This window comes from Actinoplanes sp. NPDC049118, assembly GCF_040648555.1.
Classification (GTDB): Bacteria; Actinomycetota; Actinomycetes; order Mycobacteriales; family Micromonosporaceae; genus Actinoplanes.
This window is the reverse complement of sequence record NZ_JBEZDY010000001.1, coordinates 228,456-244,366: the sequence shown is the minus strand read 5'-3', so window position 1 is coordinate 244,366 and position 15,911 is coordinate 228,456. Positions and strand designations below refer to the sequence as shown.

Sequence of the window (15,911 nt, the reverse complement as noted above, 5' to 3'; positions counted from 1 at the left end):
CGGTTACATAGTTGCGCGACCCCTAGGACGGTTAATGTCTGCGTCGATTTCCCAACGGTCTCTCCAGCGTCTCCCCGCGCTGGACGCGGTGCGCGTGATCGGCGCCCTGGCGGTGATCGGGCACCACGTGGGTTTCGCGACCGGAGTCAACACCGGCGAGGGCCCGTGGGCCGGGTGGTTCGCCCGGCTGGACGTCGGGGTCGCGATCTTCTTCGTGCTCTCCGGGTTCCTGCTGTACCGGCCGTACGCGCACGCACAGGCCACGGCGGGCGCCCGGCCGGGCGCCCGGCGCTACCTCTGGCGCCGCGCGATGCGGATCCTGCCGGCGTACTGGGTGACCGTCGTGGTGTGCCTGCTGGCGATGCCGCGCGACGACGACGCGTCGCGCGCCGACTGGATCCGGCATTTCACCCTTACCCAGATCTATCAGCCCAACCAGCTGCGTGACGGGCTGAGCCAGACCTGGAGCCTGGCCACCGAGGTCGCGTTCTACGCCCTGCTGCCGGTGGTGGCGCTGATCCTGACCCGCGGGCGCCGCCGGGCCGGGCGGCCGCTGGTGATCCTCGCCGGCGCGGTCGCCATCACCGGCGCCTGGGTGACGCTGATGGGACTCGGCGTGCTGTCCCTGGGCCTGCACACTATGTGGTTGCCTGCTTACGCACTGTGGTTCGGTGCGGGCATCGCACTGTCCACTATCCACGTATCGCTACGGAACGACTACGCACCGCGTTGGCGGTTCATGGACGACCTGGGCCGGGCGCCGCTGGCCTGCTGGGTGGCGGCGCTCGCGGTGCTGGCCATCGCGACGACACCGATCGCCGGCCCGCGCGACCTGGCCGAGCCCACCGCCACCGAGTTCGGCCTCAAGCTGCTGCTGTACACGGTGTTCGCGGTGCTGCTGATGCTCCCGATCGCGTTCGGGCCGCAGACCCGCAGCAAGGCGGTGTTCAGCTCGAGCACCGCCCGCTGGCTGGGCACGGTGTCGTACGGGCTGTTCCTGTGGCACCCCTTCGCGCTGGAGTGGATCCACGTGCTCGGCGACATCCCCGACTTCACCGGCGACACGCTGAACATCTACGTGCTGACCGTCGCAGGCGGCCTGGTGCTGGCCGCCCTCTGCTACTACGTCGTGGAGCGGCCCTTCCAGCGGCTGAGCCAGCGCTGGCCGCGTCCGCCACGGCCGAGGACCACCGAGAGCCAGAGCCCGGTGACGGCGGCCACAGCGGCGAGCTGAGGCAGGGCCGCGGTGTGGCCGGTGGTGTGCACGGCCAGCCACCCGGCCACCGTGAACAGGGCCACCGGCAAGAGGAACCCGACCGCGCGGCCGGCCTGGCGCATGCGCTGCCGGTCGTCCGTGCCGAAGTGTGGTTGCAGCGCCCGCAGGGTCACCACGGCGGCGATGCCGAGCAGCGCCAGGCCCCCGGCCGCGAGGCCGCCGACGGCGAGCAGCGCCGCACCGCCGACCAGCGTGGACAGCAGCCGGCGCCTGCGCCGGACGGGCTGGGGCGCCGGCAGGCCGGAGCGCCGGACCGGCAGCACCGCGGCCGCCGCGACCAGGACGAGCAGCAGGCCGCCGCCGCCGATGGCCGCCGCGTAGGTGCTGTCCGGCGCGAACCGCATCTCCACGTCGCCGCCGACACCCGCGGGCACCAACCAGCCCTGCTGCCAGCCGTCCAGCACCAGCGGCTTGAGCGTGCGGCCCCGCAGCGTGGCCTGCCAGCCCGGGTTCTGGTTCTCCCGCAGGCTGAGCACCCGCTGGTTCGGGTACGCGTCCAGTCGCACCCGCCGCAGCGTGGGCCCCCAGGACTCCACCCGCACCGGGATCTGCTGATCCGTCGACGCGGCCGGCACTCCGGCGCCCTGCCCGCCGCCGGCCGGCTTCAGGGTGAGCCGCACGGGCGTGGCCAGCGCCGAGGCGGCGGCGACGATCCGGGCCGACCCGGCGCTCACCCGCACCGGGGTGGTCGCGTCCCGGCCGCACAGCCGGGCACCGACCTCCCGCAGCTCGACCAGGTCGCGACGGCTGGCCACCAGCGCGGTGGTGCGCTTGACGCCGCCGACGTCGACCGACGGCCCGGTGCCGCAGGGCAGGGCCAGCTTCTCATCCTGCGCGGCCCGGTCCGGCAGGGCGTCCGGCAGCGCGGTGAACTCGGCGACCGCCACCGGCAACGAGCGGGACACGTTGCGGTAGGGGTCGAACGACTGCGCCGGCACGGTGTCCGCGATCAGCAGGGTGATCTCGTTGCTGAGCATCGGGCGGTCGAACAGCAGGGTGCCGCCCTCGTCCAGGAACCCGTTGCGGACGTCGTCGTCGCCGAGCACCGTGACCTGCCAGGGCCGCGCCGCCGCGGTGGTGTCGGGCAGCGAGAGCCGAACCCCGGAGATGGTGCGGGCGGACGGCCAGGTCATCCGGAGCCACGGGTGCTTGTCCTCGTCGGCGGCGTGCCAGGCGGTGCCCGGATCGCCGTCGACCACCGCGCCGGGGCGGGCGGCCGGCTCGGGCACGCCGATGCTGGAGGAGGTCACCACCGGCGTGATGCCGCCGGAGGTCACCGCCGCCGCGCCGCCGGCGTCGAGCAGCGCGTTGACCGCGGCGCCGGGACGCGGCCGGGCGCGGACCGCGACCTGGTAGGAGGTGCTCACCGGCACGGTGGCGGTGCGGTCGATCAGGTTGCCGTCCTCGGAGCCGCGGGCCAGGTCGCCGGAGCAGACCGACCGGCCGGCGACGAAGTAGCACGCCGGCACGGGCGCGGCGGCGGAGAACACCATGCCGGCCGCCCGGCCGGCCACCGGCGACGGCGGCACGAGCAGGGTGCGGCGCGCCTTGACGCCCGGAATGACGAGCTCGGCGATGCCGACGCCGCCGAAGCCGAGCCGCACGTCCAGGACCTCGTCGATGCTGATCCGGATCCGGTCGGTCGGCAGGGTTCCGGTCAGCGGAACGGTGACGGTGGTGGCGTCGACGGCCTGGCCGACCGGTTTGTTGCGCCCGGCCCACACGGTGATCCGCCTCGGCATCGAGTCGGCGCCCAGGTCGAAGGTCATGGTCACCTGCGGGACCACGCGCGGTGACGGCAGCTGCACCTCGAACCACTGCCCGACGGCGACGGTGCCGGGCGCCGACCGCCAGGACGTGCTCAGGTCGCCGTCGAGCGCGGCGTAGGGCTGGAAGGCCGGTCGCGCGCCGGACAGCGGCTGCGCGTCGGCGAACGAGCTGGCGGCGGTCACCGACGCGATGCCGGTGTAGGTCGCGGTGGTCTGCGACTTCTCGCCCCAGGCGGGCAGGTAGTCGCGGGCCGGGGCGCCGAGCTTGGGCTGCTCGGCCGCCGTCATGGTGGCCGAGGCGCTGTCGTGCGCGAGCCCGAACGCGACCTCCTTGCGGCGCATGCCGTCGGTGAGCACGACCGGCCCGGCGGGCAGACCGGCCGGGCGGTCGCCGGACAGCACCGTCGGCCCGGCCGGGAGCATGCCCGCGGAGGCGGCGGCGAGCACCGACTCGGGTCCGCCGACCACGGTGGTCAGGTTGCTCGCGTCGTACGCCGCCACCGGCTGCACCGGGCGGTCGACCTGCCACACCTCGAGCGCCCGCACCGACGGATTGAGCCCGTTGTCGACGAAGATCCCGGGCAGCGAGCCGCCGCCCACCCGCGGGCCGAAGGCGACGACCGGGCTCAGTCCCGGCGAGCGGGCGAGGCCCTGCCGCACGATCATCGGCTGGGTGGCACCGGACCGCCCGTAGTCCAGGTCCGAGCGCAGCAGCAGGTAGCGCACGCCGGAGCGGCTCAGCAGGTCGGCCAGCCCCGGGGCGCCGGAGCCGGTGGACAGCACGCCGTCGATCGCGTCGAGCAGCCGGATGGTGGCGGGCGGGGTGAGCGGGATCGAGCTGCGCACGCCCCAGCGGCTGTCGAGCAGCGGCTGGGTGATCTCGTCGCTCGGGTTGCCCCACAGGTAACGCGGGAACCGCGACGCGGGCACCACAAGCACGTGTTCCTGTTCGAGGTGGCGGTCCAGCCAGGTGGACGCCTGGCGCCAGTAGCCGGGCACGCTGTGGAAGCTGCCCTGTGCGGCCAGCCCGCCGGCCAGGGCCGGCGCGGCCACCGCGGTCATCGCGGTCAGTGCGACGCCGGTGACCACGCCGGCGCGCACCCGGGCGTTGCGCCGGGCCTCGTCGGACCCGCCGGCGGTCGCGGCCGCCCGCAGGGCCAGCCCGAGCAGGTGCGCCAGCCCCAGGATCAGCGGCAGGCGCAGCACGACGTCGAACTTGTGCACGTTGCGCAGCGGGGCGCCGGCCTGGTCGAGGAACGCCTGCTGCGACTCGGCGAGCAGGCCGCCGACCGCGCCGACGTGTCCGAGCCCGACCAGCGCGAGCCCGGCCAGCAGGCCGGTGATCAGGAACCAGCGGTGCGGCATGCCGCGCCGGGCCAGCCCGGCCAGGCCGAGCCCGGCGACCACCAGGGTGGCGACGATCAGCGGCTGCTCGGTGGCCAGCCGCCAGCCGGCCGTCCACGGCGGCCCGAAGGCCCCGCCCAGGTAGGCGTGCCAGTGCGAGGCGCCGCGCAGCACCGAGACCATGTCGGTCGGCCCGGTGGTCACGGCGGCGGTCTCGATGTAGTCCAGGAACGGGGGGCTGTAGCGGCCAAGCACGAGCAGCGGCACCACCCACCAGGCGGTGGCGCAGCCGACCGCGAAGCCCCATGCCAGCAGGGCGCGCAGGCGCAGCCGGGCGGGGTGCAGCCCGAGCAGCCAGATCGCGGCGAGCGGCACGACGGCCAGCACCGCGGTGGCGTTGACCCCGCCGGCGCAGGCGACCACGAGGGCGGACCGGGTCACCGCCCGGCGAATCGGGGCGCCGTCGCGCAGGCCGATCAGCGGCACCAGCACCCAGGGGGCCAGCGCGCTCGGCCAGGCCTCGACCGAGATCGGGCCGAGCTCGGTGAGCAGCCGGGGCGAGAGCGCGAACGCGACGCCGGCGATGATGCGCGCCCACGGCGTGCCGATGCCCAGCTTCTCGGCCAGCTTGACGACGCCGGTGAACGCGACGGTCATCAGCAGCGCCCACCACAGCCGCTGGATCGCCCAGGCGGGAATGGTGAGCAGCTTGCCGGCCAGGAAGATCGAGCCCATCGGCCAGATGTAGCCGTACGCCTGGTTCTGCAACTGTCCGAACGTACCGGTGGGGTCCCACACGTGCAGCGCGCGGCTGAGCCAGCCAGCCGGGTCGACCACCAGGTCGACCTTGGTGTCGATCGCCATCAGACCGGGGTCCTGCAGGAACGCGAGCGCGGTCAGGCCGAGACAGACGGCCACCAGGCGCAGCCGCCAGACCGGTCGCGGCACGCCGTCCGAGGTCTCGGACGTCGCGGGCGAGTTCACAGCCGGGCGCATGTTGCTCCTGTTCCACCATTGCGGAGTCCCCGGGGGACCCCATAGTGTGACGCGACCGCGAATGCTACTCGCGAGTAGGGGTGATTGTGGACACACTTGGTGCCGCCTTCGGGCACGTACTTTTCCTCAACTGGCGCGACACCCGGAACCCCCATGGGGGCGGTTCCGAGGTATACGTTGAGCGGATCGCCGGCGAGCTCGTCCGGCGAGGCCACCGGGTGACGCTGCTCTGTGCGGCGCACTCCGAGGGCCCGGCCGAGGAGGTCACCGAGCACGGGGTCCGGGTGCTCCGCCGCGGCGGAAGGCACACTGTATACCTGCGGGCGGCCCTCGCCTACCTGGCGGGATTCCTCGGTTTCGGGCCGCTGAGCCGGCGCAACGGCGGCCGGCCCGACCTGATCGTCGACGTCGGCAACGGGCTGCCCTTCCTGTCCCCGTTGTGGGCGCGCTGTCCGGTCATCGCCCTCGTGCACCACGTGCACCGGGAGCAGTGGCCGGTGGTGCTCACGCCGCGGCTGGCCCGGATCGGCTGGTGGATCGAGTCGGAGCTGGCGCCCCGGGTCTACCGCCGGTGCCGTTACGTCACGGTCTCCGCGGCCACCCGCGACGAGCTCGCCGTGCTCGGCGTCGACCCGGAACGGGTGAGCATCATCCACAACGGCACCCCCGACATGTCGACCGGCCCGGTGCCCCGCACCGCGGACCCGTCGCTCGTCGTCCTGGGCCGGCTCGTGCCGCACAAGCAGGTCGAGGTGGCTCTGCACGCCGTCGCCGCGCTCTGCGGCGAGCTGCCCGGCCTGTCGCTGGTCGTCGCCGGCCAGGGCTGGTGGGAGTCGGAACTGCGCGAGCACGCCGCCCGGCTGGGAATCGCCGAGCGGGTGCGGTTCGCCGGTTTCGTCACCGACGACGAGAAGCGCACCCTGATGAGCGAGGCGTGGGTTGCGCTGACCCCGTCGCTCAAGGAGGGCTGGGGGCTGACCATCGTGGAGGCCGGCGCGGCCGGCGCTCCGACGGTGGCGTTCCGCGGCGCCGGCGGGGTCGAGGAGTCGCTCGTCGACAACCGGACCGGCCTGCTCGCCGACGATCAGGAGGACTTCACCGCCAAGGTGCGGCTGCTGCTGACCGATGACACTCTCCGGCTGGCGATGGGGGCCGCGGCTCGGGCGCACGCGGCGCAGTTCACCTGGCCCGCGGCGGGTGAAAAGTTCGCGGCCCTCATCGCGAGGGCGAGGGCCGCGAACCGGACGACGGCCCAGGAGCCGCCGGTGAAACAGGATTACCTGGTGCCGTAGACGCCCGGTGCGGCGTCGGTGCCCTTGACGGACTGGGCCGCCTCAGACGGCGTCCCAGTCAGCGTGGACGCCAGCGCCGCCGTGCCAAGAGCACCGAGGGCCAGGGCGACCAACCCGGCAAGTACCAGCGGAAGACCTCTGCGCATCTTTCGACTTCCTTTTCGTGAGCAACGTGCGCGCACGTTACCACCTAGTAACTTGATTGCGAAGACCCGTTCTCGTACAGCTGGAGGTCTTCTCCGGCATGCACCAGATGGAACCCGGTCAACGCCGTCGGCGGAACCCCGGCGCCACCCGCGACCCGCTGTACGACCACCCAGCGCACCCCCAGCCCGGACAGTGACCGGCCGTTCGCGAGGGCCTGCCGCACGGCCTCGGCCCGGCGATCCTCGCCCCGCACCACCCGGTCGCCGACGATCAGGCGGTCGTCGACCAGCACGTCGGCGTCGAGGTACCGCGGCAGCGGGTCGAGCACGGTCCGGCCGGCGTTCCACGGGTAGGTGCGGTAAGCGGCGAACGGCAGCGAGACCACCGGCCCCGGCTCCCGGGCGATCCGGGCGGCGACCGCGGGAAAGTCCGCCGGATAGGGCACCGGCCGCAGCCGGCCGAACGCGCCGCCGGCCAGGTCCGGCAGCAGCACGACCGGCAGCAGCAGCACGCCGATCAGAATCGGACGGCGGCCGAGGCGTTCGGCGCCGAGCGCCACGCAGAGAACGAGCAGCAGCGTGTACGGCATGAGAAACTTCTGGCCGTCACGCAGCACTCCGGCCCCGGGCACGTGCGCCACCAGCCACCCCAGCCCGTCCGCCGCGCCGGGCAGCACCGCGAGGACGGCCAGCAGGAACCCGCCCGCGGCCAGGATCCCCAGCCGGGTCGCCAGGTCGGGGCGGCGCTCGCGCAGCAGCCGCCAGCCGTAGACGGCGAGGGCGAGCAGCAGCAGGGTCCCGATCGCGGCGAGCGGCGACCCGCGGCTGGGCAGGGTGGCCCGGGCGTTCCAGATGCCGCCGGTGCCGGCCAGTGCGCCGACCGGCCCGGTCCAGTCCGCGCCGCGGGCCGCGAACGCCGCGACGCCGGCCGGGTCGCTGCGGCCGTCCGCGCCGGTCAGCATCGCGGCGATCACCCAGGGCGCGTTGAACAGCGCGACTCCCCCGGCCGCCGCGACGGTCGTCCAGGTCGTGGCCGCGCCGCCCGCGCCCGGTCGGGAACGCCGCCAGGGCAGCAGGACCAGCACGGTGGCGAGCGCGATCAGCCCGCCCGTCGGCGTCACCGCGGACAGCGCACCGAAGCCCAGCACGCCGCGCAGCGCGCGGCGGTCACCGTCGCGCAGCCGCAGGGCCGCGGACACCAGCCAGGGCAGCGCCGCGTACGCCAGCAGCAGCCCCCAGTGCCCGATCAGCAGCCGCTCGGCCAGGTACGGCGTCCAGGCGTACCCGACCACGGCGATCAGCCTGGTCAGCAGCCGTCCGGCCGGCACCAGGCGGCCCGCGCCGATCGCGGCCAGCAGCAGGATCGCCACCAGCACCACCCGTTGCACCAGCCACCCGGGCGCGACCGTTGCGGACAGCGAGACCAGCGCGTCCAGCGGGACCGCGCGCGGCAGGGTCGCCGTCGGCCAGATCAGGTCGGCGCGCAGCGGCTGGCGCGGCACGAAGACCATGTCGTACACAAGTACGTAACCAGGCGCGGCCAGCGGCGCCAGCACGGCCAGCAGCACGACTAGCGCGGTGAACGGCAGGGCCAGCCGATCCCGCACGGTCACCTCCTTGATGATCTGGCGGCAACAAGCACGTAACCTTGCGCAGCCGGCGGCGCCGGCCCGGCCGGGACACGGCGAGCACGGTGAACGGCAGGGCCACCCCGGCTCCGCACGGTCACCTCGTCGACGATCCGGCCGCGACGGGCACGTAACCATACGCAACAACTGGACGGGACGGCACCATGACCAGGAGTGACGGCATCGGGGTGGCGGGAATCGCGGTCACCGCCGCGGGTGTGCTGGCGAACCTGCTCGCGTACGTCGTGCCGGTGCTCGGCGCCCGCACCCTGACCGCCGCCGACCTCAGCGCCCTGGCCACGCTGCTCGCGATGACCGCGATCGCCGGGGTGGCCAGCACCGGCCTGCAGATCGCGGTGGCCGTGCACCGGGCCAAGTTCGGCCCGTCGTCGACCACCCGGTCCGCGGTGCTGACCGTGGCCGTGACCACGGGCGCGATGCTCGTGGCGCTGCCCGTCGCGGTCCTGGTGCTGCGGCTCCCGGTGCCGGCGACCGTGCTCGCGGGCGTCTCGACGGTCGGCGTGGTGGCGGCCGGCCGCTGGCTCGGCGAGATGCAGGGCGACCAGCGCTTCCTGCCGCTGGCCGCGGGCCTGGCGATCCTGGCCGGCGGCCGGTACGGCGGGGTGGTCGCGGGCCTGGCCCTCGGTGCCGGGCTGACCGATGCGCTGCTGATCGGCGCGGTCACCGCGATCATGGTGCTGCCCCTGCTGCACGTGCTGGCCCGGCGTCCCGGTGTGGTGCCGGTCGGCTCGCCGGTGGCGGCCCGGGCCGTGCTCACCGCGGGCTGGGCGACCCTGGCGATGCTCGTGGTCTCCTACGCCGATCTGCTCCTGGCCCGCCGGTTCCTGCCGGTCGACACGTCCGGCGCCTACGCGGTGGGCACCGTGCTGACCAAGGGCGCGCTCTGGGCACCCCAGGTGGTCACCATCCTGGCGCTGCCCCGGCTGGCGCAGGGCAACGCCCGCACGCTGCGCCTCGCCCTGACCCTGGTCGGCGCGTGCGGAGTGATGCTGACCACGGCCGCCGCGGCCGGCGGCGGGCTGGCGTTCCGGCTGGCCGGCGGAACGGACTACGCGAACCTGGGCCGGTACGCACCGGTCTTCGCCGCCACCGGCGCCCTGTACGGAGTGGTCTTCGTACTGGTCAATGCCCAGGTCGCGGCCGGTGCGCGGTGGCCATCCGGACCACTGTGGATCGTCACCGCGATGTTCGTGGTGGCCGCCTGGCTGGTGCTGCCGCACACCCTCGCCGGCATCGCGTTCGGCGCGCTAGCCGCCGCCGCGGCGGCATTGACCAGCACCGCTGTCCTGGTTGGGCTGCGTCTGCGTGGGGCGGTTACCGATCGGCAACCTGAGCGTGGCACAGTGTCCGTCGAATAGCCGACGGACGGGGGTCTTGTGGTGCCGGCATTGCCGCGGTGGCTGCTCTGCGGCTGGGCTGCGCTGTTGCTGGTCGCCGTCGCCGCGGCGGGTGGCCCGTCTAAGGCTCCCGCCGCGTCCCCGGGTTTCACCGCCACGGCGTTGACCGACATGTTCCGGGCCTACGGCGACACCTCCGGACAGTGGCTCGGCGCCGACCGCACGGCGTCGGTGCGTCTGCCCGGCGGTGACGTGCTGTGGCTGTTCTCGGACACGTTCCTTGGCAGCCCGGCCGCGGACGGCTCCCGCCCCGCGTCCGCGCCGCTGATCCACAACTCGGCCGTCGTCCAGGACGGGCCGGCGCTGGGCGCCACCCTGCACGGCGGTTCGCCGCAGGCACCGTCCTCGCTGATACCGACCGAAAAGGACAAGGAGTTCTACTGGGTCGGCGACGCGTCGGTGTCCGGCGACGACGTGCAGGTCCTGGTCAACCGGTACGGCCTGACCGGCGACGGCCCGCTCGACCACAAGCTGCTCGGCACCGCGCTGGCCACCCTCGACCTGCCCGGACTGGGCACCGAGGAGGTCGAGGCGCTGCCGCTGGGCGACCGCGTCTCGTGGGGCTCCGAGGTGCTGCCGGACGGTGAACACACCTACGTCTACGGCACCGAGGCCGCGGGCAGCATGAAGTTCGCGCACGTCGCCCGGGTGTCCGGCACCGACCTGGGCGAGCCGTGGGAGTTCTGGACCGGCTCCGGCTGGTCGACGCGCGAGGCCGACTCCACCCGGGTGCTCAGCGGCGTCGGCACCAACTACGGCATGCGCCGGGTCGGCGGCCGCTATGTACTTGTCACCCACGAGAACAACCTGATGTTCAGCGCCGACGTCGTTGCGTACACGGCGGACGCGCCGACCGGGCCGTTCACCGGGCCGCAGTACCTCTTCCAGGCTCCCGAGACCGGCGCCGGGCACATCGTCTACGACGCCGACCTGCACACCGACCTGGCCCGGCCCGGCAAGCTGCTGGTGTCCTACAACGTCAACAACCTGGACGACCGGGTCGCCTACTCGGACGCGAACATCTACCGGCCGCGCTTCGTGGAGGTCGACTGGCCGCCCGGTTCCCGCTCGCGCAAGGCGCCGGAGCCGCCGGGCGGGCTGACCGCCGCCCCACAGGGCGCCGGGAACGCCGGCCTGGCCTGGCAGCCGCCGGACGACGGCGTGACCTACCGGGTCTACCGCCGGGACACCACGGCGGGGCAGACCCACTTCGTCCGGCTGCCCGGCGACGGCCCCGGCGCGGCCACCGCCTTCCAGTGCGACTTCCTGGTCAACGGGCACACGTACGAGTTCGCGGTGACCGCGGTCAACAAGCACGGCGAGAGCGGGCTGTCCAACGTCGCGGCGATGACCGCCACCGTGCCGGCTCCCCCGGCGCCGCAGAGCGTCCGCGCCGAGCCCGGCCCGACCGGCAAGGTGAGCGTGAAGTGGGGCGCGGTCCCGTTCGTCCAGCTCTTCAAGGTCCTGTACCGCAACGTGACCGGCGGTCAGCGGGACGCCTCGCCGGCGGGTGCCTTCCCCGGCACCAGCGCCACCATCGGACCGCTTCGCAACGGCCTGACCTACGACATCACGGTGGTGGCGGTCGGCGGCGGCGGCGAGAGCGGGCCGTCCGCGCCGGCCCGGGTCACCGTCAGGGTGCAGCCGCCCCCCGCTCCCCGGGCGGCACCCACCGCCGCCGCCCGCCCGGACGGCTCGGTCGACCTGGCCTGGCCGCAGGTCGGCAACGGGCTGGCCTACCGGGTGTACAGCCGGGACGTCACGATCGGCGAGACCGCGCTGGGCCGCCCGGCCATCGCCGCCGACAACACCTACCGGGCCCGCCATCTGGTGCACGACCACGAGTACGAATTCGCCGTCTCGGCGGTAAACGACGGCGGCGAGGGGCCGCTGTCCGAGCCCGTGCGGGTGCGCGCCCGGGTCGACGGGCCGCAGTCCACCCCGACCGGCCTGCTCGTCGAGACGAAGCACGGCAAGGTGGAGCTGCGCTGGCAGTCACGGGAGAACTGGCACTGGGTGTTCCGCCGCGACGTGACGGCCCGCGAGCGGGAATTCACGCGCGACGACATCCCGGTCCAGGGCACCCGGACGATCCTGTACGGGCTGCGCGACGGCCACGAGTACGAGTTGCGCGTCGCCGCCTTCACCGGCGGCGGGGTGGGACCGCAGTCCGAGCCGGTGAAGTTCAAGGCGGTGTCCGCCGCGCCGGTGAACGTACGGGCCGAGGCCACCGGCCGCGGCGCCGTCCGTCTCACCTGGACCGAGCCGCAACCCGGGTCCAGCTACCGGATCAGGCTGCGCGACGCGACCGCCGCCGAGGCGTGGCGTCTCGACCCGTACCCCGTGACCGGCACCCGGTTCGAGACGCAGCTGCTGACCGCCGGCCACCGGTACGAATTCCAGGTGCTGACCATCGAGGGCGAGGCCTCCGCGACGGTGGCGGTCACCGCGCGGTGACGTCCGCGCCCGCGAGGCCCGGCGGCACCGGACCTCAGCCGGCGCGACGGGCGCGCCAGCCGCGGACCGCCTCGTCCGCGTCGAGCGGGGGCAGGAGCACCGGCGGGCCGTCCAGCAGCCCGGCCCGGGCCTTGCGGAGCTGCTCGTTCAGCCTCGCCACGTAGGCACGGACCTCGGCCTCCGACGTGCATCGGTCGATGGTCTCACGCAGATCCTGCGCCTCGCGGCGCAGCGCCAGCGTCGGCGGCAGCGCCCCCGCGGCCACGCCCTCGCGGCGCAGCCAGTCCTTGACCCACCAGTCCTCGTCGTATTCCCGGCCGTGGTCGCTGAGCGGCCTGCCCGCGCCCGGCAGGTTGTCGAACTGGCCCTGCTCCTGGGCCTCACGGATCTTGCGGTCGATGTGCGACTCGTAGCGGCTCGCCATGCGGTTCATTCTAGATCGGCGGCGGCGAGCCCGTTGACCTCGGCGTATCCGGGGATCCCGTCGGGTCCGGGCGCGCCGCGGGCCACCGAGCGGGCGGCGGCGACCGCGGCACCGAGCGCGGCCCGGAAGAGCATCGACCCGGTGCTTATCCGGGCGACGCCCAGCGCCGCCAGCCGTGGCACCGTCATACCGGGCAGCAGCAGGACGTTGAGCGGAGCGCCGGCACCGGTGACGACCGCCCGGATGTCGTCGTCCTCCGCGAGACCCGGCACGAAGACGCCGTCCGCGCCCGCGGCCACGTAGGCACGGGTGCGGGCCAGCGTCTCCCCGAGGTCGCCGGCGTCGAGCCAGCGCGTGTCCGTGCGCGCGTTCACGAAGAGGCCCGGCACCCGGGCCTTCACGGCGGCGATGAGCGCGACCTGGTCCGCGACCGGCGTGAGCGTCCCGTCGAGGTGGCCGTCCTCGAGGTTGATACCCACCGCGCCGGCATCGGCGAGGTCGGCGGCGAGCTGCGCGACCTCGGCCGGCCCGCCGCCGAAGCCGCCCTCGGCGTCCACGGTGACCAGCACCGGCAGCCGCCCCAGCCGCCGCATCAGGTCGACGGTCTCCGCGCGGCCGGCGCCCCGGCCGTCGGGCAGGCCGTGCGCCGCGGCGACGCCGAGGCTCGTCGTGCCGATCGCCGCGAAGCCGGCCCGCGCCAGCGCGGCGGCGGAGGCGACGTCCCAGGCGTTCGGCAGCACCAGTGGATCGCCGGGGATGTGCAGGGCTCCAAACTCGCTCATCGACCCACCGTATCGCCGCCCCCGGCACAGACATCGGTCGCGGTGGATGCGCTTCGGGGCATCGAAACAGTAAGGTCACCTATCGATAGAAGTCACCACCACCTTCCCAGGAGGCGTCGTGAGGCGATCCATCACCGCGGCGGTCGTCGCCGCGACGGCCGCCGGCGGGGTGCTGGCCGCCGCCGGGCCGCCCGCGACCGCCGGCGCCCCCGGGCGCGTGGCCGCCGTCACCGGCACCTACTCCGCGGGCGCCGCCCGGGCCTGGCAGCCGCTGCCCACCACCCACATCGGACCGGACCGGGGCGCGGCCGCCGACACGACCGTCGTCATCGATCCGAGCGCGCTGCGGCAGCGTTACGCCGGCATCGGCTTCTCCCTGGACGAGACGAGCGTCTCCAACCTGTGGAAGCTGACCCCGGCCGAGCGCGACCGGGCCGTCCGGCTGCTCGTCGACCCGCGGACCGGGGCCGGGCTCGACCGCTTCCGGCTGACCATCGGCAGCCCCGACCTCATCGAACACCTGCCGTTCTGGTCCTACGACGAGCTTCCCGCGGGAGTCACCGAGGACTTCGGCCTGCGGCACTTCTCCATCCGGCGCGACATCGACGCGCACATCGTCGACACGATCAAGCTGATCCAGCGCCACAACCCGCGGGCCACGTTCTTCGCCTCGGCCTGGAGCGCGCCGGCCTGGATGAAGACCAACAACCGGTTCACCGGCGAGGTCGCGCCACGGCCCGGCACCACCGGTTCGTACTTCCAGGTGGGCAGGCTCCGCGACGACTGCATCGACGTGTTCGCGCGGTACTACGTCAAGTATCTGCGGGCGTACGCGGAGCACGGGGTGCGGATCGACGCCCTGACCCTGCTGAACGAGCCCGGCATCGACGTGGTCTACCCCGCGATGGACCTCAGCATCGCCCAGCAGCAGAGACTCGCGGTGGCCGTCAAGCGCGAGGTGCGGCGCGCGGGGCTCGGCACCGACCTGTACGTGCACGACTTCAACTTCTGGGACTGGCGCGACCCGAACAGCGCCGACACCAAGAACTACCACCGCATCCTGGACGATCCGCGGGCCCGCGAGGCGGCCGACGCGATCGCGTTCCACCCGTACTGGGGTGACCCGGCCGTCATGCGGGACGCGTACGAGCAGACCGGCAAGCCGGTGCACCTCACCGAGACCAGCGACCTCTCCCCCGCCACGATCCTGGACTACCTGCGCCTGGACGCCTCGTCCTACGTGATGTGGGCGCAGACCACCGACCAGGACGGCGGCACGCTGCACTGGACGCCCTCGCGCGACAACGACGTCGACTGGGCGGAGGTCGGCCGCACCACCAGGTGGCCAAACCGCCTGGTCAAGGTCGACACCACCTCCCGCACGTTCACCGTCCGCGACGAGCTGTACGCGATGGGCCAGTTCGCCAGGTACCTCGGCCCGGAGCACGTCCGCGTCGAGTCCAGCGCGGCGGCCGGCGGGATCAGCAACGTGATCTTCAAGGACCGCCACGACCGTTTCGTCGCGATCCTGGGCAACGGCAACCCCGGCGCCACCACCGTGCGGGTCGTGCTGGCCGGCAGGTCGTTCACCGCGACGGTCCCGGCGAACTCGTACGCCACCTACCGCTGGCAGGGCGACGTCCCGTCCCCGCGCCGCAACCACGCACCGGTCCTGCACGCCGTGCCGGACGTCGTCGCCGACCAGTACGCCACGACCGAGGTACGCCTGTCGGCGGAAGACGCCGACCGCGACCGGCTGGCCTACTACGCCACCGACCTGCCGGACGGGGTCGGCGTCGACGCCGCCACCGGGGTGGTGCGGATCCACCCGGCCACGGCCGGCCGGCAGGACCTGAGGTTCCGCGTCACCGACGGCGCCGCACACGACGAGGTGACCGTGCACCTGACGGTCCGGCCGCGCGGCGCGCCGGTCGGCGAGAAGATCGAGGCCGAGTCGTACGTCGCGCAGCACGGCTGGACCGATGGCGGCCCGAACTTCGTCGAGAACAACCCGGCGGCGAGCGGCGGCCGGAACGTCGGCTGGACCGCGGCCGGCAACTGGCTGCGGTACCGGGTTGACGTGGCCCGCGCCGGGACGTACGACCTGGAGCTGCGGGTCGCGAACGGCACGGGCGCGGCCGCGCCGGACGCGGTGTCGCTGCGGGACGCGGCGGGTGCCGTGCTTGCCACGGTCTCGGTGCCGGACACCGGCGGATGGGCGGCGTACCGGTCGGTGCACGCCCGGGTGGCCCTGCCGGCGGGCGACCAGGAGGTCACCCTCTTCTGCGAGACGGGCGGCTTCAACGTCGACTACCTGCGCCTGACCACGGGATGACGCCGGCGACGTACGCTCGGTAGCGAGAAAAAGATCTTCGACGG

General features: G+C 73.9%; 9 protein-coding genes and 1 pseudogene. 5 read left to right on the top strand and 5 right to left on the bottom strand.

Annotation, left to right across the window (positions count from 1 at the left end; all coding sequences use genetic code 11):
* Positions 1-34 precede the first annotated feature (34 nt).
* A complete protein-coding gene (locus AB0B58_RS01060) occupies positions 35-1,234 on the top strand; it encodes an acyltransferase (RefSeq protein WP_360215363.1) in 1,200 nt (399 codons plus the stop codon).
* Here AB0B58_RS01060 and AB0B58_RS01055 read toward each other — a convergent pair.
* The gene (locus AB0B58_RS01055; protein WP_360215360.1) at positions 1,123-5,385 is read right to left on the bottom strand and encodes an alpha-(1->3)-arabinofuranosyltransferase; all 4,263 of its coding nucleotides are present in this window, start codon (positions 5,383-5,385) and stop codon (positions 1,123-1,125) included. The two genes, AB0B58_RS01060 and AB0B58_RS01055, sit on opposite strands and share 112 nt — an antisense overlap.
* 86 nt (positions 5,386-5,471) lie before the next feature.
* Here AB0B58_RS01055 and AB0B58_RS01050 point away from each other — a divergent pair, with 86 nt between their 5' ends.
* A complete protein-coding gene (locus tag AB0B58_RS01050) occupies positions 5,472-6,677 on the top strand; it encodes a glycosyltransferase family 4 protein (protein ID WP_360215357.1) in 1,206 nt (401 codons plus the stop codon).
* Here the strand turns inward: AB0B58_RS01050 and AB0B58_RS01045 are convergent.
* Together AB0B58_RS01045 and AB0B58_RS01040 are read right to left on the bottom strand one after the other, a co-directional pair.
* Positions 6,662-6,823: a hypothetical protein gene (locus AB0B58_RS01045; protein ID WP_360215354.1), complete on the bottom strand. Its 162-nt coding sequence runs from the start codon at positions 6,821-6,823 to the stop codon at positions 6,662-6,664. The genes AB0B58_RS01050 and AB0B58_RS01045 overlap by 16 nt on opposite strands.
* 62 nt (positions 6,824-6,885) lie before the next feature.
* Positions 6,886-8,436: pseudogene (locus AB0B58_RS01040) on the bottom strand (hypothetical protein); the annotation flags it as partial.
* Between the two features lie 179 nt (positions 8,437-8,615).
* Here AB0B58_RS01040 and AB0B58_RS01035 point away from each other — a divergent pair.
* Both AB0B58_RS01035 and AB0B58_RS01030 read left to right on the top strand, forming a co-directional pair.
* Positions 8,616-9,830: a polysaccharide biosynthesis protein gene (locus AB0B58_RS01035; protein WP_360215351.1), complete on the top strand. Its 1,215-nt coding sequence runs from the start codon at positions 8,616-8,618 to the stop codon at positions 9,828-9,830.
* A gap of 21 nt (positions 9,831-9,851) precedes the next feature.
* Complete coding sequence (locus tag AB0B58_RS01030) at positions 9,852-12,326, top strand: DUF5005 domain-containing protein (protein WP_360215348.1); 2,475 nt, start codon at positions 9,852-9,854, stop codon at positions 12,324-12,326.
* Between the two features lie 34 nt (positions 12,327-12,360).
* Here the strand turns inward: AB0B58_RS01030 and AB0B58_RS01025 are convergent, their stop codons facing one another.
* Complete coding sequence (locus AB0B58_RS01025; RefSeq protein ID WP_360215345.1) at positions 12,361-12,750, bottom strand: DUF1992 domain-containing protein; 390 nt, start codon at positions 12,748-12,750, stop codon at positions 12,361-12,363.
* Between the two features lie 5 nt (positions 12,751-12,755).
* The gene (locus AB0B58_RS01020; protein ID WP_360215342.1) at positions 12,756-13,532 is read right to left on the bottom strand and encodes an isocitrate lyase/phosphoenolpyruvate mutase family protein; all 777 of its coding nucleotides are present in this window, start codon (positions 13,530-13,532) and stop codon (positions 12,756-12,758) included.
* A 118-nt stretch (positions 13,533-13,650) separates the two neighbouring features.
* Between AB0B58_RS01020 and AB0B58_RS01015 the strand changes: the two genes are divergently transcribed.
* A complete protein-coding gene (locus AB0B58_RS01015; RefSeq protein WP_360215339.1) occupies positions 13,651-15,867 on the top strand; it encodes a carbohydrate-binding protein in 2,217 nt (738 codons plus the stop codon).
* The last annotated feature ends 44 nt before the right edge of the window (positions 15,868-15,911 follow it).